Raw genomic sequence first — 19,427 nt, 5'->3', positions numbered from 1 at the left:
CCGCGTCATGAGCATGCCGAGCATCCCGATCCTCCTCGTGGGGGTCGGGATGCTCGTTCTCGTGCTGCTGGCGCTCGCGCTGGTGGTGCGACGGGTGCTGGTCTACCGCCAGCCCGCCACCGTGCCCTGCTCCCTGCGCCGGCGCTCGCTGGGCGGGGGAGAGCTGTGGGCCACGGGCCTGCTGCGCATCGGCGGCCAGCAGCTGCGCTGGTTCCAGGCGCTGTCCCTGCGGCCCGGACCCGAGCTGGTGATCCCGCGCGGGGAGATCGTGGAGGTGGAGCGGCACCGCCTGCTCCCCAAGGACCCCGACGCGGAGCCGTTGTACCGGGTCGAGATGCGCCTGGCCCACGGCCGTCGCAGCGGGCTGCTGCTGGACCCCTCCTCCGCCGCGGTGCTCACCGCCTGGCTGGAGGCCGCCCCCACCGGCGCCGTGGCGGGCGACGCGGACTGAGCGACGCTCAGACCTCGACGTCCTGCCCGGCGCGGAGGACGCGGCGGGGGCGGAGGTCGCGGTCGGTGATGAGCACGTCGGCGCGGCGGCCGGGGGCGAGGGAGCCGAGGCGGTCCTCGGCGCCGAGCACCCGGGCGGGCACCAGGGAGGCGGCGCGCACCGCGCGGGCCAGGTCCACCCCGGCCTCCAGCACGCTCGCGCGGACCACGTCGATCAGGTGGGCGGTGCCGCCGGCGATCGCGCCGCCCTCGGCGAGACGGGCCACGCCGCCGGAGACCTCCACGGCCAGCGAGCCCAGCCGGTAGGCGCCGTCGGCCATCCCGGCCGCGGCCATCGCGTCGGTCACCAGCGCCACCTGGTCCTCGGCGGCAAGGGCGAAGACGTGGGCGACCGTGCGCGGGTCCAGGTGGACGCCGTCGCCGATCACCTCCACCACCATCTCGCCGCGCGCGGCGGCATCCAGGGCCGCCAGCGCCGGGCCGGGGTCGCGGTGGTGGACGGGGCGCATCCCGTTGAACAGGTGGGTGGCGGTGGGCAGGGGGCTGCGGCCGCGGTGGCGGCGCAGCGCCTCCCGCGAGCGGGCGATGCCGGCGGTGAAGCTCGCCGAGTCCGCATCGGAGTGGCCGAGGGAGGGCACGGCGCCGGTCTCCGCCAGCGCCTCGATCACGGCGTCGGCGCCCGGTACCTCGGGGGCGACGGTCATGGTGGCCAGCGCCCCGCCGGCGAGCTCCGCCAGCGCCCGCACCTCGGCGGCGTCGCCCGCGCGGATCTCCGCGGGGTTCTGCGCGCCGCAGCGGTCGACGGAGAGGAATGGCCCCTCCAGGTGGATGCCCTCGACCTCCCCGGCGCGGGCCAGGGCCGCCAGCTCCGCCACCCGCGCCCGCAGGGTGTCCGGGGATGCGGTGACCAGGGAGGCCACCAGCGAGGTGGTGCCGTGGCGGCGGTGCTCGCGGACCGCGGCGGTCATGGTCGCGGCGTCCTCGGCGTCGGGGAAGGAGACCCCGCCGCCGCCGTGGCAGTGCAGGTCCACCAGCCCCGGCAGGATCATCCCGCCCGCGACATCCTCCACCAGGGTGGGGTCGATGTCAGGGGCGGAGGCGGCCGGGCCGGCGTGGGTGATGCCCGCGCCGCTGATCGCGATCAGCGCGTCGGGTACCAGGCCCTGGGGGAGCACCGCGGGGCCGCGCAGGAACCGCTGCGCGGCGGGGGAGTGCTCGGCGTGCTCGGCGGTGGTGCTCACGGGGCCTCCCCGGGCTCGGTGCGGATGCGGTGGGGGACGGGGCTCAGCAGGTGCGGGCTCAGAACAGGCGGGAGTCCACGTCGTCGATGCCGCGCAGGGCGTCGTAGTCCAGGGTCACGCAGTCGATGCCGCGGTCCCCGGCCAGGACCTTCGCCTGCGGCTTGATGGCCTGGGCGGCGAAGATCCCGCGCACGGGCGCCAGCAGCGGGTCGCGGTTCAGCAGCTCCAGGTACCGGGTGAGCTGCTCGACGCCGTCGATCTCGCCGCGCCGCTTGATCTCCACGGCCACGTGGGCGCCGTCGGCGTCGCGGGCCAGGATGTCGACCGGGCCGATCGCGGTGCCGTACTCGCGGCGCACCAGGGACCAGCCCTCGCCGAGGGTCTCGATGTGCTCGGCCAGCAGCGCCTGCAGGTGCGCCTCGACGCCGTCCTTCTGCAGGCCCGGGTCGGTGCCCAGGTCGTGGGAGGAGTCCTCGAGCACCTCGTGCAGCCGCACCCGCAGGCGGTCGCCGGACTTGTCGTGGGTGACGTCCCACTGCTCGATCCAGGGGCCCTCCACCTCGTCGGCGGCGGCCTCCTCGTCCCCGCGGCGCGTGGTGCGCAGCGTGCAGGGCGGGCTCATCCAGTTCAGCGGCTTGTAGCTGCCGCCGTCGGAGTGCACCAGCACGCTGCCGTCGGCCTTGACGATCAGCAGGCGCGGGGCGAGCGGGAGATGGGCGGTGAGCCGACCGGTGTAGTCGACGGAGCAGCGGGCAACCACGAGACGCACCCGGCAAGGGTAGCCGATCACGGGTGGAAGTCCTCACGATGACCTGACCCGTGCCCGCCGGTTCCGTAGGGTGGTCGGGTCCCCTGTCCGGGCGGTGCCCGGCGACGATGAAGGAGCCCTCGAACGTGCAACGTCTGCTTGCCCTGCTGCTGGTCCTGCTCGGCCTGATCGGCCTGGTCCTGGGCCGACTCGGCGACACCGTCTGGGCGCCCGCCACCGAGACCACCGCCACCGTCCAGCTGTCCGACCCGGGCCCCGCCGTGGTCATCGACCCGGGCGTGCTCTACATCGGCGGCACCGAGGGCGAGGTCGAGATCACCGGCGCCTCCGACGTCTCCGTGATCACCGCCCCCAACGGCGACATCGACGACTACCTCGAGGGCACCCACTACACCCGCATCACCGGGGCCAGCGACTGGACCACGCTGAGCACCGAGGAGGTCGAGCCCGAGGGCGAGGACGAGCTCTCGAACCCGACCGACTCCGACCTCTGGCGCACCGTGGAGACCTCCCCGTCCCCGGTCACCATCGACGTGGCCGACTTCGCCGCCGCCGAGCAGGGCGACAACGCCCAGCCGGCGCGCGCGATCCTGCTGGTCACCGACGGCACCGAGGCCGGCGCCCAGTCCGTGAGCATCACCTGGCCGGTGGACGACGAGAACGAATGGGTGCCCTTCGCCTATGCCGGCGGCGCCGCCCTGGCGATCATCGGCCTGCTGCTGGGCCTGGTGTCCCTCACCGGCGTCGGCCGCCGCGGCCGCGAGGACGACGCCGAGGAGATCGAGGACGAGGAGGAGCTCGCCGAGGACGGGAGCCCGGAGGCCGTCGAGGACGGCGCCCGGGGCGAGGAGGGCACCGCCCCCGTCGACCTCGACGACGCGGCCGCCGCCGACGCCGCCGGGGAGGACGACACCCCGGACACCGTGGTGCTCGCCCCCGTCGAGCCCGACCTGGCCGCCCGCGCGGACGAGCAGGGCCTCGTCGACGACCGGGAGCCGGCCGGGGCCGAGGAGGACGCCCTGGGCGCCCCCCGCGACGAGGACGACACCGACGTGCTCGCGCCCGTGACCGACGAGGACCCCGCCCCGTCCGCGCCCACTGCCGGGGAGACCACCGACGTGCTGCCCCCGACGGTCGCGGACGGGCAGGACCAGACCGACGTGCTCCCGTCCGTGCAGGACGAGGAGCCGACCGCGCAGGACCCCGAGGAGCAGCGATGACCCGCCCCACCCCCCGAGCCCTCCCGGCCCTGAGCCGCCGCCGCCTGGTGGGCGGCGCCGGCGCCCTGCTCGCCGGCGGGCTGCTGGCCGCCTGCGCCGAGGAGCCCGGGACCCCGCCGGCGCCGTCGACCGGCACCGAAAGCGCGACCCCCACCCCGAACACCACCGAGGAGCAGCTGACCGCCTTCGTGACCGCGGTCAACGACCAGCTGACCGAGGCCGACGAGGAGCGCGACGCCGAGCTGCTGGCTCCCCGCGTGGTCGGCTCCGCCGCGACCTTCCGCGAGGACCTCTACGAGCTCATCGGCCGCGCCGAGAACGAGGAGGACTTCGAGGACAACTGGAACCAGGAGTTCAGCCGTCCCGGCCCCACCCTGTACACGGCGCTGACCTCCACCAGTGCCGAGTTCCCGCGCGTCGCGATCGCCCTGTCCACCCCCGAGGTGGCCGAGGGCGAGGACAGCACCGTGTTCTCCTTCCTGGCCCTGCGCCAGGAGGACGCCCGCTCCCCGTACACCACCTGGGGCTGGGCGCAGCAGATGGACGGGGTGGAGATCCCCGAGAAGCTGCCCAACGCGCTGACCGGCTCCGAGCCCGTCGGGCTGGAGGCCGAGGGCCTGCTGATGACCCCGAAGGACGCCCTGGCGCTGTACGCGAAAGTGCTCTCCGACGGCAACGGCCCCGACAGCGAGGACCAGCTCGCCCCGAACCCCTACCAGGACACCGTCCACGATCAGATCCAGGCCGAGCGCGCCAGCCTGAACGAGGACGTGGAGGAGGACGAGGCCCCCACCGTCAAGGAGGTCTACGAGGTCGTCGAGGACGATCTGCTGGGCCTGCGGCTCGAGGACGGCGGCGCCATCGTGATGAGCACCTTCACCTCCACCCGCACCCTCACCATCCGCGCCGACGCCACCCTGAGCTACGACGAGGAGAACCCCATCACCGACGTGCTCGGCACCCGGGAGCTGACCGACGAGCTGGTGCGCACCTACGGCACCACCGTCGCGCTGTACATCCCGGCGGAGGGCTCCGACGCCCAGATCCAGCCCATCGCCGCCACGCGCATCATCACCGGCGTCGAGGGCTCCTGAGCCGGGCCTGATCGCCCAGAGCGGACGGGGCGCCCCCACGCGGCGCCGCGGACGCGGCGGTCCCTAGACTGGTCCCGATACGACCTCGTCGAAGGAGCACCCCCGTGACCGACCCGTACGGCATCATCGACCTCGCCTCGCTCAAGCAGCCCGCCCCGGGCGCCCCCGGTGCCTCCGGCACCGCCGGAACCCACGAGGTGGCCGTCACCGAGCAGGGCCTCGAGCAGATCGTGGCCGACTCGCAGACCGTGCCGACCCTGCTGGTGGTCTCCAGCGCCCGGGTCCCCGACGGCCCCGCCTTCCTGCAGGACCTGCGCGACGCCGTCGACGCCCAGCACGGCGCCCTGCGCCTGGCCACCGTCGACGCCGACACCCAGACCCGGGTCGCCCAGGCGCTGCGCGTGCAGCAGCTGCCCACCCTGCTGCTGCTGATCATGGGCCAGGTGCAGCCGATCGTGGAGTCCGTGCTGCCGCGTGCCGAGATCGACAACCTGGTCTCCCAGGTGCTGCAGCTCGCCCAGCAGCAGGGCATGGAGGTCGCCCCGGTCGAGGGCGACCAGGCGAACCAGGCCGAAGAGCCCGCTGACGAACCCCTGCCCCCGCACATCGCCGAGGCCTACGCCGCGATCGAGAACGGCGACCTGGACGCCGCCGTCGCCGCCTACGAGGCGCAGCTGCGCGAGGCCCCCGCCGATGCCGAGGCCACGGCGGGACTGGCCACCGTGCAGCTCATGCGCCGCACCCAGGACGCCCAGCTGGAGGCCGCCCGCACCGCCGCCGCCGAGCGTCCCGAGGACCTCGACGCCCAGCTGCTGGTGGCCGACATCGACATGCTCGGCGGACACGTCGAGGACGCCTTCGATCGCCTGCTCACCCAGCTCCGCGGCGCCGACCAGGAGACCAAGGACCGCGTGCGCGCCCGCCTGCTGGAGCTGTTCGAGGTGGCCGGCCCCGGCGACCCGCGGGTGGCCGCCGCCCGCAAGCGCCTGGCGAACCTGCTGTACTGAGCCTGCGCGCGCAGGACGACGGCCCGGTCACCCCGAGAGGGGCGCGACCGGGCCGTCGACGTGAGGAGGGGGCTCAGCCCTGCTGCAGGCGCTCCGGGGTGAGCACCACGGCGCCCAGCGGCGGCACCGCCAGGCGCACCGAGTGGTCCCGCCCGTGCTGCGGCAGCGACTCCGCATCGACCTTGCCCAGGTTGCCGACCCCGCTGCCGCCGTAGACGGTGGCGTCGGAGTTCAGGCTCTCGATCCAGGTGCCGCCCTCGGGCAGCGGCACCCGGTAGTCCACCCACGGCTCCGGCGAGAAGTTCAGCACCACCACGACCGGGTCCCCGGCCTGGTCGCGCCGCACGAAGGCGATCACGTTGTGGCCGGCGTCGTCGCCGATCAGCCACTCGAAGCCGCCCGGGTCCTGGTCCCGCTCGTGCAGGGCCGGGAAGTCCCGCTGCAGGGCGTTGAGGTCCTTCACGAACTGCTGGACGCCGCGGTGCAGGGGGTACTCCAGCAGCCACCACGGCAGGCCGGACTGCTCGGACCACTCAGTGCCCTGGGCGAACTCGGAGCCCATGAACAGCAGCTGCTTGCCCGGGTGGGTCCACTGGAAGGCCAGGTAGGCGCGCACCGAGGCGGCCTGCTGCCAGTCGTCCCCGGGAGCCTTGCGCAGCAGCGAGCCCTTGCCGTGCACGACCTCGTCGTGGCTGATCGGCAGCACGAAGTTCTCCGAGTACTGGTACACCATCGAGAAGGTCAGCTCCCCGTGGTGGTACTGGCGATGGATGGGGTCCTCGCCCAGGTAGACCAGCGAGTCGTGCATCCAGCCCATGTTCCACTTGAAGCCGAAGCCCAGGCCGCCGGCGTCGGTGGGACGGGTGACGCCGGGGAAGGAGGTGGACTCCTCCGCGATCATCACGATGCCCGGGGCGCGCTTGTAGGCGGTGGCGTTGGCCTCCTGCAGGAAGGCGATGGTGTCCAGGTCCTCGCGGCCGCCGTACTGGTTGGGCACCCACTGGCCGTCCTCGCGGGAGTAATCCAGGTAGAGCATCGAGGCGACCGCGTCCACGCGCAGGCCGTCGACGTGGAACTCCTCCAGCCAGTAGCAGGCGTTGGCGACCAGGAAGTTGCGCACCTCGTTGCGGCCGACGTCGAAGACGTAGGTGCCCCAGTCGGGGTGCTCGCCGCGGCGCGGGTCCGCGTGCTCGTACAGCGGGGTGCCGTCGAAGCGGGCGAGGGCGAACTCGTCCTTGGGGAAGTGGGCGGGCACCCAGTCCATGATCACGCCGATGCCGGCCTGGTGGAGGGTGTCGATGAGGTGGCGCAGTTCGTCGGGGCTGCCCAGACGCGAGGTGGGGGCGTAGTAGCCGGTCACCTGGTAGCCCCAGGAGCCGCCGAAAGGGTGCTCCGCGAGCGGCATGAACTCCACGTGGGTGAAGCCCATCTCGGTGACGTACTCGACCAGCTCGTCCGCGAGCTCCCGGTAGCCCAGGCCCTGGCGCCAGGAGGGCAGGTGCACCTCGTAGATCGACATCCGGGAGGCCAGGGCGTCGGCCTGGGCGCGCTCGGCCAGCCAGGCGTCGTCGCCCCACTCGTAGTCCGAGGCGGTGACGATGGAGCCGGTCGCGGGCGGCACCTCGGCGGCGCGGGCCATCGGGTCGGCCTTGTCCCGCCAGGTGCCGTCGGCCCCCAGGATGCGGAACTTGTAGGTGGAGCCGACGCCGACGCCCGGCTCGAAGATCTCCCAGACGCCGGAGGAGCCCAGGGAGCGGAGGGCGCTGGAGCGGCCGTCCCAGCCGTTGAAGTCACCGATCACCTGGACGGCGCGGGCGTTGGGGGCCCACACGGTGAAGGAGGTGCCTTCCACGCCGTCGACGGTGGTGGGGTGGGCGCCGAGGGTCTTCCACAGCTCCTCGTGGCGGCCCTCGCGGACCAGGTGCAGGTCCAGCTCGCCGACGGTGGGCAGGAAGCGGTAGGGCTCCTCCACCTCGACCGGCTCGCCGCCGCCGCTCCAGGTGACCCGCAGCGTGTAGCGCGCGGGCACGGCGCCCTCGAGCGCCGCCACCCAGATGCCGTCGTACTCGTGGGTCATGGGCACCGCGGTGCCGTCCTCGAGCAGCACCTCGACGGCCTCGGCGAAGGGCTTGAGGGTGCGCACGGTGGTGGCGCCCTCGTACTCCTGGGCGCCCAGCACCGAGTGCGGGTCGTGGTAGCTGCCGGTCGCGGTGGCGCCCAGTTCGTGCTCGCCCAGGGGCAGCACGGCGGGGCCCGCCGCGGGGGTGGTCTCGGGCGTCTCAGCCATGATGGTCCTCCTCGGGGTGGATGATGCGCAGCACGTGCGCGGGGCGAGCCTCGGGGTCGAGGATCACGAAGGGGTCGCTGCCCCAGGTGAAGCGTTCGCCGGTGAGGAGGTCCTCGACCTCGACCACCGGGGGGAGACCGAGCGCCTCCAGGTCGATGTGCAGGGTGGTCCAGGCGCCGCGGTCGTGCTCGGTCAGCGAGGCCACGATCACGGTGTCCGGGGTGCCGGTGCCGGTCTCGTGGGCCTCCAGGTGCTTGGAGAACACCAGCACCTGCGGGTCGTCGGCGGTGTGGAAGCGGATCGCCCGCAGCGACTGCAGGGCCGGGTGCTCGGCGCGGGCCCGGTTCAGGCTGCGCAGCAGCGGGGCCAGGCTGCGGCCCTCCGCCTCGGCGGCCGCGAAGTCACGGGCCTTGTACTCGTACTTCTCGTTGTCGATCTGCTCCTGCGCACCCGGCCGGGGCACGTCCTCCACCAGCTCGTAGCCGGCGTAGATGCCCCAGGTGGGCACCAGGGTGGCGGCGAGGATCGCCCGCAGCGCGAAGGCGCGGCGCCCCCCGGAGCTCATGAAGGGGGTGAGGATGTCGTGCGTGGTGGGCCAGAAGCTGGGCCGCATGTAGGGGGCGGCCTCGACCAGCTCCTCCAGGTACTCCTGCAGCTCCTCGGCGCCGTGGCGCCAGGTGTAGTAGGTGTAGCTCTGGTGGAAGCCGGCCTTGCCGAGGGTGTGCATCATGGTGGGCCGGGTGAACGCCTCCGCCAGGAAGATCACCTCGGGGTGCTTCTCGTCGAACTCGGCCAGCAGCTCCTCCCAGAAGCGCACCGGCTTGGTGTGGGGGTTGTCGACCCGGAACAGGGTCACCCCGTGCTCGACCCACAGCTCCAGCATGTCGCGGATCGCCGCGTAGAGCCCCTCGTAGTCGGTGTCGAAGCTCAGCGGGTAGATGTCCTGGTACTTCTTGGGCGGGTTCTCGGCGTAGGCGATGGTGCCGTCGGGCCGCACCTGGAACCACTCGGGGTGCTCGGTGACCCAGGGGTGGTCCGGGGAGCACTGCAGCGCGATGTCCATCGCGACCTCGAGGTCCAGCTCCTTCGCGCGGGCCACGAAGGCGTCGAAGTCCTCCATGGTGCCCAGCTCGGGGTGGATCGCGTCGTGCCCGCCGTCGGGGGAGCCGATCGCGTAGGGCGAGCCGGGGTCGCCGGGCCGCGGGTCCAGGGTGTTGTTGCGGCCCTTGCGGAAAGTGGTGCCGATGGGGTGGATCGGCGTCAGGTAGGCGACGTCGAAGCCCATGTCGGCGATGCGGTCCAGGGAGTCCGCGGCGGTGCGCAGGGTGCCGGGCACCCAGCCCCGCTCGGGGTCGAAACGCGCACCCTCGGAGCGGGGGAAGATCTCGTACCAGGAGCCGTACAGGGCGCGCTTCCGGTGCACGATCAGCGGGTGCGGCCCGGAGACGGTGACGCCCTCGCGCAGGGGCCGCTCGGCCATCACCCCGCGCAGGTCGGCGGCGAGCGCCGGGGCGACCCGGGCGGCGGGGGAGAGACCGGTCTGGCCGAGGGACTCGATGGCGGCGCGCAGCAGGGAGGCCTCGGCAGCGGGGCGGGTGCCCTCCTCGATCTCGGCCAGGGCGCGGCCGAGCACCTGGGCGCCCTCCGCGCAGACCAGCTCCTCGTCGATGCCGGCGGCGAGCTTCACCTCGGCGACGTGGGCCCAGGTGTCGTAGGGCGCGGAGAAGGCCTCCACCCGGAAGGACCAGTGGCCCGGCGAGGTGGGGCGCACCTCGGCCTGCCAGAGGTCGAGCCCGGGGTTGGTGGAGCGGGCGCGGTGGATGCTCTCGCCTCCGTCGGGGTCGAGGAGCACCACCTGCACGCCCATCTCGTCGTGGCCCTCGCGGAAGGCGTTGACCACCACGGGCACGGTCTCGCCCTCGGCGCAGGAGGCGGGGAAGCGGCCGCCGTCGACGACGGGGCTGACCTGCATGATCGGGATCCGGCCGAGGCCGGCCTCGAGGCCACGGGGGGTGGGCCTCCGGCCGGGGCGCGTGGTGTCGACGTCTGTGGGGGTGGGCTCAGCTGGGGTCGGCACGGCCTCTCCTGGGTCGGGGTCGATGCCCGATATCGGGCACGGTGACGGTGATCACGATAGCGGGTCCGGGACGGTGATCTGCAGGACGACCACGGAGCCGGGCCGGACCCGCACCCCCTCCGGTCCCAGCGGCGAAATGGGAAGCTCCTCCTGGTTCGCGAGCGCGGTGTCCAGCAGCACCCGGGCGGTGCCCTCCGGCCACGGCGCGGAGGGCGGCGTGACCTGCACGTCCTCCGTCTCGGCGGAGAGGATCACCAGCAGGTGGGCGGTGCCGCCGTCCGGGCCCTCGCCGGGCACGCCCGGGCGCAGCATCGCCAGCAGGTGGCGGTGGGGGTCCATCCAATCGCCGTGGTCGAGCATCCGGCCGTCGGCGGCGAACCAGGCCACCTGGTCGGGGGCGAGGTCGGCCGGGTCGGCCGGGCGCAGGAAGCGGGCCGAGCGCAGCTGGGCGTGCTCGCCGCGCAGGGCGATCAGGCGCCGCACCACGTCCCGCTGGGCGAGGGCGCGGGCGTCGAGGTCCCAGTCGACCCAGGAGATCTCGTTGTCCTGGCAGTAGGCGTTGTTGTTGCCGCGCTGGCTGCGGCCCAGCTCGTCGCCCGCGGTGAGCAGCGGGGTGCCGGAGGCCAGCAGCAGGGTCGCCAGCACCGCGCGGGCGCTGCGGTCGCGGGCCTCGTGCAGGGCCTCCGTCTCCTCCTCGGCGCGGCGCCGGGCCGCGCTGCCGGCGCGGCCGGCGGGCTCGCCCTCGACCCCGTGGTTCCAGGAGCGGTTGTTGGTGGTGCCGTCGCGGTTGTCCTCGCCGTTGGCCTCATTGTGCTTGGACTCGTAGGCGGTGAGGTCGGCGAGGGTGAAGCCGTCGTGCGCGGTCACGTAGTTCACCGAGGCCCAGGGGGCGCGCAGGCTGCGGCCCGCGGGCAGCTGCGGCGGATCGGCGCGGGTGAACATGTCCGCGGAGCCGGCCAGGCGGGTGGCGAGGTCCCGCACCCCCACCCCGGCGCGCTGACCGCTGCGCAGGCGGTGGCCGCGGTCGGCGAGCCAGAAGCTGCGCACGTCGTCGCGGAAGGCGTCGTTCCACTCGGCCCACGGCGGGGGGAAGTTGCCGGTCTGCCAGCCGCCGGTGCCCACGTCCCACGGCTCGGCGATGAGCTTCACCGTGCGTAGCACCGGATCGGCGGCGATGGCCCGCAGCAGCGGGTGGTCGGGGCGGAAGCCGCCGGAGTCCCGGCCCAGGGTGGCGGCCAGGTCGAAGCGGAAGCCGTCGACGTGGACCTCCTGCACCCAGTAGCGCAGGGAGGCCAGCACCAGGTCCAGCACGTGGGGGCTGCGCGGGTCCAGGGTGCCGCCGGTGCCGGTCACGTCCTGGAAGGCGCCGTGCTCGTACCAGTAGTACTCGCGGCCGTCGAGGCCGCGCAGCGACAGCGAGGGGCCCTCGGCGCCGCCCTCGGCGGTGTGGTTGTAGACCACGTCCAGCACCACCTCGAGGCCCGCGGCGTGCAGGCCCCGCACCATCGTCTTCACCTCGTCGAGCACCGCCTGGGCGCCGGCCTTCTGGGCGGCGGCGGTGGCCAGGGACGGCTCGGGGGCGAGGTAGGCCATCGTCGAGTAGCCCCAGTAGTTGACCAGGCCGCGGCGGGCCAGGTGGGCCTCGTCCATCGCGGCCTGGACGGGCAGCAGCTCCACGGTGGTCACGCCCAGCTCCCGCAGGGCGGTGGTGACGGCCGGGTGGGCGAGGGCCGCGTAGGTGCCGCGCTGCGGGGCGGGCACAGCGGGGTTCTGCTGGGTGTACCCCTTCACGTGCAGCTCGTACATCACGGTCGCGTCCCAGTCGGTCATCGGCCGCAGGTCGCCCTGCCAGTCGAAGGCGTCGGAGACCACCTCGGACCAGATCGCGTCGGCAGCGTTGTCCTCGCTGCGGCGCGCGCCGAGCCCGTCGCGCGGGTCCAGCATCGAGTCCACCGGGAAGGGGAAGAAGGAGCTCAGCAGCGGGGAGGCGTGGGAGAGGCCGCGCGTGTAGGGGTCCACCAGCAGCTGGCCGGGGTGGAAGAACAGTCCCTCGGCCGGGTTCCAGGGGCCGTGGGCGCGGATCCCGTAGCGGGTGCCGGGGACCATCCCGCGCACATGGTCCCAGTGCAGCCCGCCGTCGACGTGCCGCAGCCGCTGGCGCCGCTCGGTGCGGCCCTCCCGCACGCAGAGGTCGATCGCCTCGGCGCGGGGCGCAGCCACCGCGAAGGTGCCGTCGCCGCGGGCGTCGACCTGGAGGCCGGGGGAGGTGGGGGCCACCGGGGGCGTGGCGCGGAGGAAGGGATCGACCTGCATCCGGGCATTCTCCCACCTGCGGCGGAGGCTCCGACCGCCGGACCGCGACAGCGGTTAGGATCGCCGTGGCGGCCCGCGCACCGTGCCGGGGGGACGGACCGGGACCGCAGGCGGCACCATGGTGACCGCGAGGCCCCCGGGCCCTCGCACCGGTCACCACCGGCACCGGGGCGCCGCCGTCGACCGCCACACGGGATCAGTCCGCGACACGGGGGAGCAGCCACCGATGACCCAGCCTTCCAGCCCGCAGTACGGCGCCCCGCCGCAGGACGGTGCCGGCCCGCAGCAGGGATTCCCTCCGCAGGGACAGCCCTCGGGTCCCGCGCCCTCGCCCGCCCCCGCTCCGCAGGGCGGTCCCGCGGGGCAGCGCGCGCCCTCCGGCCAGGCCGGCCAGGCCGGGCGGGCCACCTTCACGCCCTCCAGCCGGGCCATCTCCCCGGCGGACATGGAGCGGGCCACCGACCTCGTCGGCGCCATCACCGGGGTGTTCCAGTCCCGCGTGGTCGGCCAGGAGAACCTGCGCCAGACCCTGCTCGCGGCGCTCGCCGCGGGCGGCCACGTGCTGCTGGAGTCCGTGCCGGGCCTGGCCAAGACCACCGCCGCCTCGGCGCTGGCCTCCGCGATCACCGGCTCCTTCGCCCGCATCCAGTGCACGCCGGACCTGATGCCCAACGACATCATCGGCACCCAGATCTTCAACTACGGCTCGGGCACCTTCACCACCCAGCTCGGCCCCGTGCACGCCAACGTGGTGCTGCTGGACGAGATCAACCGCTCCAGCGCCAAGACCCAGTCGGCGATGCTCGAGGCGATGCAGGAGCGCCAGACCTCCATCGGCGGCGAGGTGCACAGGCTGCCCGAGCCCTTCATGGTGCTGGCCACCCAGAACCCCATCGAGGAGGAGGGCACCTACGTCCTCCCCGAGGCGCAGATGGACCGCTTCCTGATGAAGGAGGTGCTCACCTACCCGCGCCCCGGCGAGGAGCACGAGATCCTGGACCGCTCCACCGCGGGCAGCCTCACCGGGCCCCGGGTGGCCCCGCGCACCGTCTCCCTCGACGACATCCGCTTCCTGCAGGAGAAGGTCGACGAGGTCTACGTCGACCCCGCCGTGAAGCGCTACATCATCGACCTGGTCTTCACCACCCGCGGCTCCGGCCCCCGGCCGGTCCCCAACCTCACCCAGTCGGTGCGGGTGGGTGCCAGCCCCCGCGGTTCCCTCGCCCTGATGCGGGTGGGCCAGGCCAATGCGCTGCTGCAGGGCCGCGACTACGTCACCCCCGACGACGTGCGGGCCATGCGCTACGCCGTGCTGCGGCACCGCCTGGTGCTCACCTTCGACGCGCAGGCCAGCGGCATCACCTCCGAGCAGATCATCGACGCGGTGTTCCACGCCGTGCCGATGCCCTGAGCGCGGACGGGACGGCGCCGATGGCCACCTCGCTGATCACCCGGGTCAAGGCCCGGGTGGACCTGCACACCTCGAACCGGGCGCGCGGCCTGATCCAGGGCCGCGGCCGCTCCATGTTCAAGGGCAGCGGCGAGGACTTCGACGACCTGAAGTACTACCAGCCCGGGGACAAGATCTCCGACATCGACTGGAAGGCCACCGCCCGCTCCGGGGAGCCGCTGATCCGGCAGTTCAACGAGGAGCGGGTGCGGCACCTCTCGATCGTCGCCGACACCTCCGCGGGCATGGCCGCGACCGCGGCCGACGGCACCTCCAAGCGCGACGCCGCCGTGATGGCCGCCGGGCTGATCTGCTTCCTGGCCCAGCAGAACGGCGACCTGATCGGCCTGGTGGGCGGCAGCGAGGGGCGGCCCCTGCAGCTCCCGGCCCGCTCCAGCGACGGCCACCTGGAGCTGCTGCTGCGCACCATCCAGCAGGGCACCACCGCGGGCGCCCCCGGCCCCGACAGCGCCTGGCTGCTCGAGCGCGCCTTCCGGGTCACCTCCCGCTCCACCCTGATGACGATCATCACCGACGAGGCCCACCCCGCCGTCGAGGACTTCGCCGCGCTGCGCCGCCTGACCACCCGCCACGACGTGATGGTGGTGCGCATCGCCGACGCCGACCCGCTGCTGGGCGAGGACCTCGACCACGAGGTCGTCGACGTCGAGCAGCCCCGCGAGGTGACGGCCCTGGCCCGCGGCTCCGCGAAGGTCGCCCGGGACGTCGAGGCCTACCGGCGGGCCCGCCGCGAAGGGATCACCGAGATGCTGGACCGGCTGCACGTCAGCCACGTGCTCACCCAGGGGGAGACCACCGTCGTCGAGGACATGATCGCGATGCTGAGGGCGAGGGAGTACCGCCATGCGCGCGCCTGAGCTGCTGCTGGCCGCCCCGGAGGCCGAGATCATCGACCCGCCCCAGTACTCGGTGGCGTGGCTGATCCTGGCCGCCCTGTGCGTGCTGGTGATCGTCGCGCTGATCGTGGGGACCCTGCGCATCACCCGTTCGATCGAGAAGCGCGCCGCCTACCGCCGCCGGCCCACCGAGGTGGAGGGCCTGAAGGCCGAGTTCCTGCGCGCCGTCAACGACGTCGCCGCCCGCCACGGGGCCGGCGAGGTCGACGCCCGCGCCGGCCACCACGAGCTGACCGGGGTGATGCGCCGCTTCGTGCGCCGCACCACCGGGCACGACGTCACCAGCCAGGACGTGCCCACCCTGCGCGCCGACCCGCGCACCCGCGCCGTCGGCGAACTGATCGGGGACCTCTACGAACCCGACTTCGCCCAGGACCCCGAGGCCGAGCTGGACGACTCGGTGCGCCGCGCCCGGGAGGTGATCCGCGCATGGTCATGATCCTGTGGTGGGTGACCGCCCTGCTGCTGCTCGCCGGGCTCGCCGTCTGGGCGATCACCTTCTGGAACCGCCGCGCGATGCGGACAGCGCCCGTGCTGGTCGCCAACTCCCGCTTCCTCGAGCGCATCCCCAGCTTCCAGCGCGCCCAGCGCTGGGCGCGGGTGCTGCGGGTGGCACAGGTGGGGCTCGCCGTGATCGGCGTGCTCGCCGCCTCGATGCTCGCCGGACGGGTGGCCGACGAGCGCATCGAGACGCCCTCCTTCGACTCCCGCGACATCGTGCTGTGCCTGGACGTCTCGGGCTCCATGTACCAGTACGACACCGAGATCCTCACCACGATGGCCGACATGGTGCAGGACTTCGACGGCGAACGGGTGGCGCTGTCGATCTTCAACTCCACCAGCCGTACCGTGTTCCCGCTGACCAACGACTACGACCTCATCGAGCGCGAGCTGCGCGAGGCCTCCGAGGCCATCGACTTCGACGAGGCCGGGGCCTACGCCGGCACCCAGTCCTACTCCGATGAGAAGCGGGCTGCCTACTACGACTTCGTGGCCGGCACCCGCGGCATCGACGACGAGGCCTCGATCGTGCCCGACGGCCTGGCCTCCTGCGGCCAGCTCTTCGACCAGGCCGAGGAGGACCGCTCCCGCTCGATCATCCTGGCCACCGACAACGAGGTGAACGGCGAGCCGATCTTCACCCTCGACGAGGCCGCCGAGGGCGTCGCCGCCCGCGACATCTCGCTGTACACCTTCTACCCCGGCTCCTACGAGTGCTCCTCGAGCTGCCTGGAGGAGCTGCGCAGCGCCACCGAGGAGCACGGCGGCACCGTCTTCGAGAGCTCCGACCCGGACGCGATCCCGACGATCCTCGACCAGATCCAGCGCACCCAGGCCGAGGAGATGGGCGCCACCCCCACGGTGGTCCGCACCGACCTGCCCGGGGCGTTCTTCGTGCTGACCCTGGTCAGCCTGGTCGCGATCCTGGTGGTCGGATGGAGGTCGCGATGATCCGCCTCGAGCCGCTGCTGCCGCTGTGGGCCCTGATCCCGCTGTTCACCGGGATGCTGGCGCTCGCCGTGGTGCTGCTGGTGCGGCGCCCCCGGCAGCGCACCGCCTGGCTGCGCCGCGGGTTGATGGTCCTGCTGCTGCTGGCGGTGGCCCTGCGCCCGGTCACCCCGCTGGACGACGAGCCGACCGAGCGGATGAACGCCAACGTCTTCTTCGTCGTGGACCGCACCGGCTCCATGAACGCCGAGGACTACGCCGGCTCCCAGCCGCGCCTGGAGGGCGTGAAGGCCGACATGCGCCGGATCATGGGGATGACCGAGGGCTCCCGCTACGCGATCCTCTCCTTCGACTCCACCGCCACCCAGCAGCTGCCGCTGACCACCGACGCCGGGGCCGCCGAGGCCTGGATCGACACCCTGGAGACCGAGCCCACCGCCTACTCGAAGGGCTCCAACGTCGACCGTCCCCTCGAGACGCTGGGCACCGAGATCACCGAGACCCGCGAGGAGGACCCCGACTCGTCGATCCTGGTGTACGTGCTCTCCGACGGCGAGAACACCGACGGGGAGGAGTCCCGGTCCTTCGCCCCGCTGGCCTCCCAGATCGACGGCGGCGCGGTGCTCGGCTACGGCACCGCCGAGGGCGGCCCCATGCAGGTGCAGGGCGGTGAGGACGACGGCGAGTACATCACCGACGCCGACGGCTCCCAGGGCATCTCCACCATCGACCAGGCCCAGCTCGAGACCATCGCCGAGCAGCTCGGGCTGCCCTACCTGCACCGCACAGACCCGGAGGAACCGATCGAGGGCACGATGGAGGGCATCACCCTGTCCCCGGTGCCGATCGAGAGCGCCCGCGAGGTCGACAGCTTCCGCGACTGGTACTGGATCGCCGCGATCCCCCTGGCGGGCCTGATGATCTGGGAGCTGGGCGCGACCACCTTCCGCCTGCCCCGGCGGCTGGACCGCCACGACATCCGAGGAGCGCAGCGATGAGCGCACCCACCGCCCCCGCCGGGCAGCAGCAGGAGCTGCCGCAGGATCAGGACAGGCCGGAGAGCCTGCGGCAGGACACCTCCGGCCGGCCCGGCGACTTCGGCCTGGACGTGCGACGGCTGCGCCGCACCCGCCGCATCGTCTTCGCGATCCTCGCCCTACCGATCCTGGCGCTGGCCCTGCTGGCGCTGAAGTTCGTCTCGATGCCGCTCACGCAAGCCTGGCACCAGGGCGCCTACGCCGAGGGTGACTACCCGGCAGCCATCGAGCGCCTCGCCCCGGTGCAGACCGCCAACTGGTTCGAGCCCTACCTGCCGCACCTGTCCGAGGGCACCGACCTGCTGCAGCTGGGGGACAACGCCGCCGCCGAGGCCGAGCTGCGCGTGGCCCTGGAGGCCTGGCAGAACGGCAGCGACCTGAACCAGCCCCTGCACGCCCAGTGCAAGATCATCAACAACCTCGCGATCGCCATCGAGCGCCAGGCCGCCGAGATCGAGGACCCGGCCGAGCGCGCCGACCGGCTCTACGAGGCCGAGGAGCTGATGGCCGTCTGCGCCGGCGGGGGCGGCGGCGGAGGCGGCGAGGGCTCCGGCAACGAGGACTCCGAGACCACCGAGGAGAACGGCGAGCGCATCGAGCAGGAGCGCCGCGAGGCCGACGAGGAGGCCGGGCAGGACCCCGACGCCCGCGGCGAGGAGGGCGAGGACGAGGGCGACGGCGACCCGATGGACCCGGGCGACCCCCGCCAGGAGGACCCCGAGGGCGACGGCCCCACCGAGGAGGCCACCACGCAGGGCCCCAGCGAGGACGAAGCCAAGGACGACGAGCTCGAGCAGCGCAACGAGGACGCGCAGGGTGAGGGCGAGGACGAGCAGGGCGGGTCCGAGGAGGACCCGGCGCAGCCGTGGTGAGCCCCTCCGCGCCCGCGGATCAGCGGGCCTACCTCGACCACGCCGCCACCACGATCCTGCGGCCGGAGGCGCGGGAGGCCTACCTCGAGGCGTCCCAGGTGGCCGGGAACCCCTCCTCGATGCACACCGCCGGTCGCCGCGCCCGGGCCGTGCTGGACCGGGCGCTGGAGCAGATCGCGGACCTGCTGGGCGTGCCCGTGTCCTGGCTGATCCTCACCTCCGGCGGCACCGAGGCCGACCACCTGGCGCTGCGCGCCGTGCCGCTGGGCCTGCACGCCGCGGACCCCGCCCGCGACGCCGTCGCCGTGGCCGCCACCGACCATCCCGCCGTGCTCGCCACCGCCCGCTCCCTGGGGAGCGGTGAGGGAGGCATCGCGGTGCGGGAGCTGCCCGTGGACGCCGCCGGCCGGGTGCGGGGGGACGCCGCCCAGGAAGCCCTCGCGGACGGCCGCGTCGGGGTGCTCTCGGCGGCGCTGGTGAACAACGAGACCGGCGCGGTGCAGGACCTCGCCGCCCTCTCGGCGCTGGCGCGGGAGCACGGCACCCTCCTGCACAGCGACGCCGTGCAGGCCGTCGGCCACGTCGACCTGCCCGCCCCGGGCACGGTGGATCTGATGTCCCTGTCCGGCCACAAGATCGGCGCACCCGTCGGCGTCGGCGCCCTGATCGCCCGGCCGGAGGTGCCCTTCGCGCCGCTCAGCACCGGCGGCGGCCAGCAGCGCGGGGTCCGCTCCGGCACCCTGGACGCCGCCTCCGCCGCGGCCTTCGCCGCCGCCCTGCAGGCGGCGCTGGACGGCCCGGAGGCGCACCGTGCCCACGTCGACGCGCTCACCGAGCGCCTGCTGGCGGGGGTGCGGGACATCGACCCGAGCGCCCGCCTCACCCTGCCGGATCCGACCACCCGCTCCGGGCACATCGTGCACCTGCTGTTCCCCGGCGCCGACGCCGAATCGCTGCTGTTCCTGCTGGACGAGCGCGGGGTGGACGCCTCCGCCGGCTCCGCCTGCTCCGCCGGGGTCACGCGCATCAGCCCCGTGCTGGAGGCGATGGAGGTGCCCGAGGCAGAGGCCCGCGGCGCCCTGCGGCTCTCGCTCGGCTGGTCGAGCACCGCCGCGGAGGTCGAGCAGCTGCTGTCCGCTCTGCCGGAGGCCCTGCGCCGCTCCCGCGCGGTCGCGGCCTTCAAGGCCTGAGCCCGCCCCTCGCCGCCGGACCGGGTTCGGCCGGGGCGAGGTGGACCGGGGCGG

16 protein-coding genes are annotated in these 19,427 nt (G+C 73.8%); 11 read left to right on the top strand and 5 right to left on the bottom strand.

Going from position 1 to position 19,427, the window contains the following annotated elements; genetic code table 11:
- Positions 1-7 precede the first annotated feature (7 nt).
- Complete coding sequence (locus tag OM98_RS12325) at positions 8-451, top strand: DUF2550 family protein (RefSeq protein ID WP_010534938.1); 444 nt, start codon at positions 8-10, stop codon at positions 449-451.
- 7 nt (positions 452-458) lie between these two features.
- Here the strand turns inward: OM98_RS12325 and OM98_RS12320 are convergent, their stop codons facing one another.
- The gene (locus OM98_RS12320) at positions 459-1,691 is read right to left on the bottom strand and encodes an N-acetylglucosamine-6-phosphate deacetylase (RefSeq protein WP_010534937.1); all 1,233 of its coding nucleotides are present in this window, start codon (positions 1,689-1,691) and stop codon (positions 459-461) included.
- 58 nt (positions 1,692-1,749) lie between these two features.
- Positions 1,750-2,460: an endonuclease NucS gene (gene nucS, locus OM98_RS12315; protein ID WP_010534936.1), complete on the bottom strand. Its 711-nt coding sequence runs from the start codon at positions 2,458-2,460 to the stop codon at positions 1,750-1,752.
- A gap of 125 nt (positions 2,461-2,585) precedes the next feature.
- Between nucS and OM98_RS16390 the strand changes: the two genes are divergently transcribed.
- The 3 genes from OM98_RS16390 to OM98_RS12300 all read left to right on the top strand — a co-directional run bounded on the left by OM98_RS16390 (position 2,586) and on the right by OM98_RS12300 (position 5,781).
- The gene (locus tag OM98_RS16390) at positions 2,586-3,680 is read left to right on the top strand and encodes a hypothetical protein (RefSeq protein ID WP_139017709.1); all 1,095 of its coding nucleotides are present in this window, start codon (positions 2,586-2,588) and stop codon (positions 3,678-3,680) included.
- Positions 3,677-4,774 carry a hypothetical protein gene (locus OM98_RS12305; RefSeq protein WP_010534934.1) on the top strand — a complete coding sequence of 366 codons (1,098 nt, stop codon included), beginning with the start codon at positions 3,677-3,679 and terminating at the stop codon, positions 4,772-4,774. Before OM98_RS16390 ends, OM98_RS12305 begins: the two co-directional genes overlap by 4 nt.
- 104 nt (positions 4,775-4,878) lie before the next feature.
- The gene (locus OM98_RS12300) at positions 4,879-5,781 is read left to right on the top strand and encodes a tetratricopeptide repeat protein (protein ID WP_010534933.1); all 903 of its coding nucleotides are present in this window, start codon (positions 4,879-4,881) and stop codon (positions 5,779-5,781) included.
- A 73-nt stretch (positions 5,782-5,854) separates the two neighbouring features.
- On the opposite strand, the gene glgB is transcribed toward OM98_RS12300, so the two are convergent.
- The 3 genes from glgB to glgX all read right to left on the bottom strand — a co-directional run bounded on the left by glgB (position 5,855) and on the right by glgX (position 12,458).
- A complete protein-coding gene (glgB, locus tag OM98_RS12295; RefSeq protein WP_010534932.1) occupies positions 5,855-8,068 on the bottom strand; it encodes a 1,4-alpha-glucan branching protein GlgB in 2,214 nt (737 codons plus the stop codon).
- Complete coding sequence (locus tag OM98_RS12290) at positions 8,061-10,040, bottom strand: maltotransferase domain-containing protein (RefSeq protein WP_050812682.1); 1,980 nt, start codon at positions 10,038-10,040, stop codon at positions 8,061-8,063. The genes glgB and OM98_RS12290 overlap by 8 nt, the downstream gene beginning before the upstream one ends.
- A gap of 156 nt (positions 10,041-10,196) precedes the next feature.
- On the bottom strand, positions 10,197-12,458 hold the full coding sequence (gene glgX / locus OM98_RS12285) for a glycogen debranching protein GlgX (protein WP_010534930.1): 2,262 nt from the start codon (positions 12,456-12,458) through the stop codon (positions 10,197-10,199).
- Between the two features lie 226 nt (positions 12,459-12,684).
- Here glgX and OM98_RS12280 point away from each other — a divergent pair, with 226 nt between their 5' ends.
- Genes OM98_RS12280 through OM98_RS12250 form a run of 7 tightly spaced genes read left to right on the top strand, consistent with a single transcriptional unit; the run spans position 12,685 to position 19,373 of the window.
- Positions 12,685-13,869 carry an AAA family ATPase gene (locus OM98_RS12280; RefSeq protein ID WP_010534929.1) on the top strand — a complete coding sequence of 395 codons (1,185 nt, stop codon included), beginning with the start codon at positions 12,685-12,687 and terminating at the stop codon, positions 13,867-13,869.
- A gap of 20 nt (positions 13,870-13,889) precedes the next feature.
- The gene (locus tag OM98_RS12275) at positions 13,890-14,786 is read left to right on the top strand and encodes a DUF58 domain-containing protein (RefSeq protein ID WP_010534928.1); all 897 of its coding nucleotides are present in this window, start codon (positions 13,890-13,892) and stop codon (positions 14,784-14,786) included.
- Entirely contained in the window at positions 14,773-15,264 is a 492-nt protein-coding gene (locus OM98_RS12270) for a hypothetical protein (RefSeq protein WP_010534927.1), read from the top strand. Before OM98_RS12275 ends, OM98_RS12270 begins: the two co-directional genes overlap by 14 nt.
- Positions 15,255-16,277, top strand: coding sequence for a vWA domain-containing protein (locus OM98_RS12265; protein WP_010534926.1), 1,023 nt, complete (start codon positions 15,255-15,257; stop codon positions 16,275-16,277). The genes OM98_RS12270 and OM98_RS12265 overlap by 10 nt, the downstream gene beginning before the upstream one ends.
- Positions 16,274-17,272: a vWA domain-containing protein gene (locus OM98_RS12260; RefSeq protein WP_175285983.1), complete on the top strand. Its 999-nt coding sequence runs from the start codon at positions 16,274-16,276 to the stop codon at positions 17,270-17,272. Before OM98_RS12265 ends, OM98_RS12260 begins: the two co-directional genes overlap by 4 nt.
- Entirely contained in the window at positions 17,269-18,183 is a 915-nt protein-coding gene (locus OM98_RS12255; protein ID WP_010534924.1) for a hypothetical protein, read from the top strand. Before OM98_RS12260 ends, OM98_RS12255 begins: the two co-directional genes overlap by 4 nt.
- Complete coding sequence (locus OM98_RS12250; RefSeq protein WP_010534923.1) at positions 18,177-19,373, top strand: cysteine desulfurase family protein; 1,197 nt, start codon at positions 18,177-18,179, stop codon at positions 19,371-19,373. Before OM98_RS12255 ends, OM98_RS12250 begins: the two co-directional genes overlap by 7 nt.
- Positions 19,374-19,427: the final 54 nt, after the last annotated feature.

It is taken from the genome of Brachybacterium squillarum M-6-3, from assembly GCF_000225825.1.
In the GTDB taxonomy this organism is placed as follows: Bacteria; Actinomycetota; Actinomycetes; order Actinomycetales; family Dermabacteraceae; genus Brachybacterium; species Brachybacterium squillarum.
This window is presented reverse-complemented; position numbering and strand designations above follow the sequence as displayed.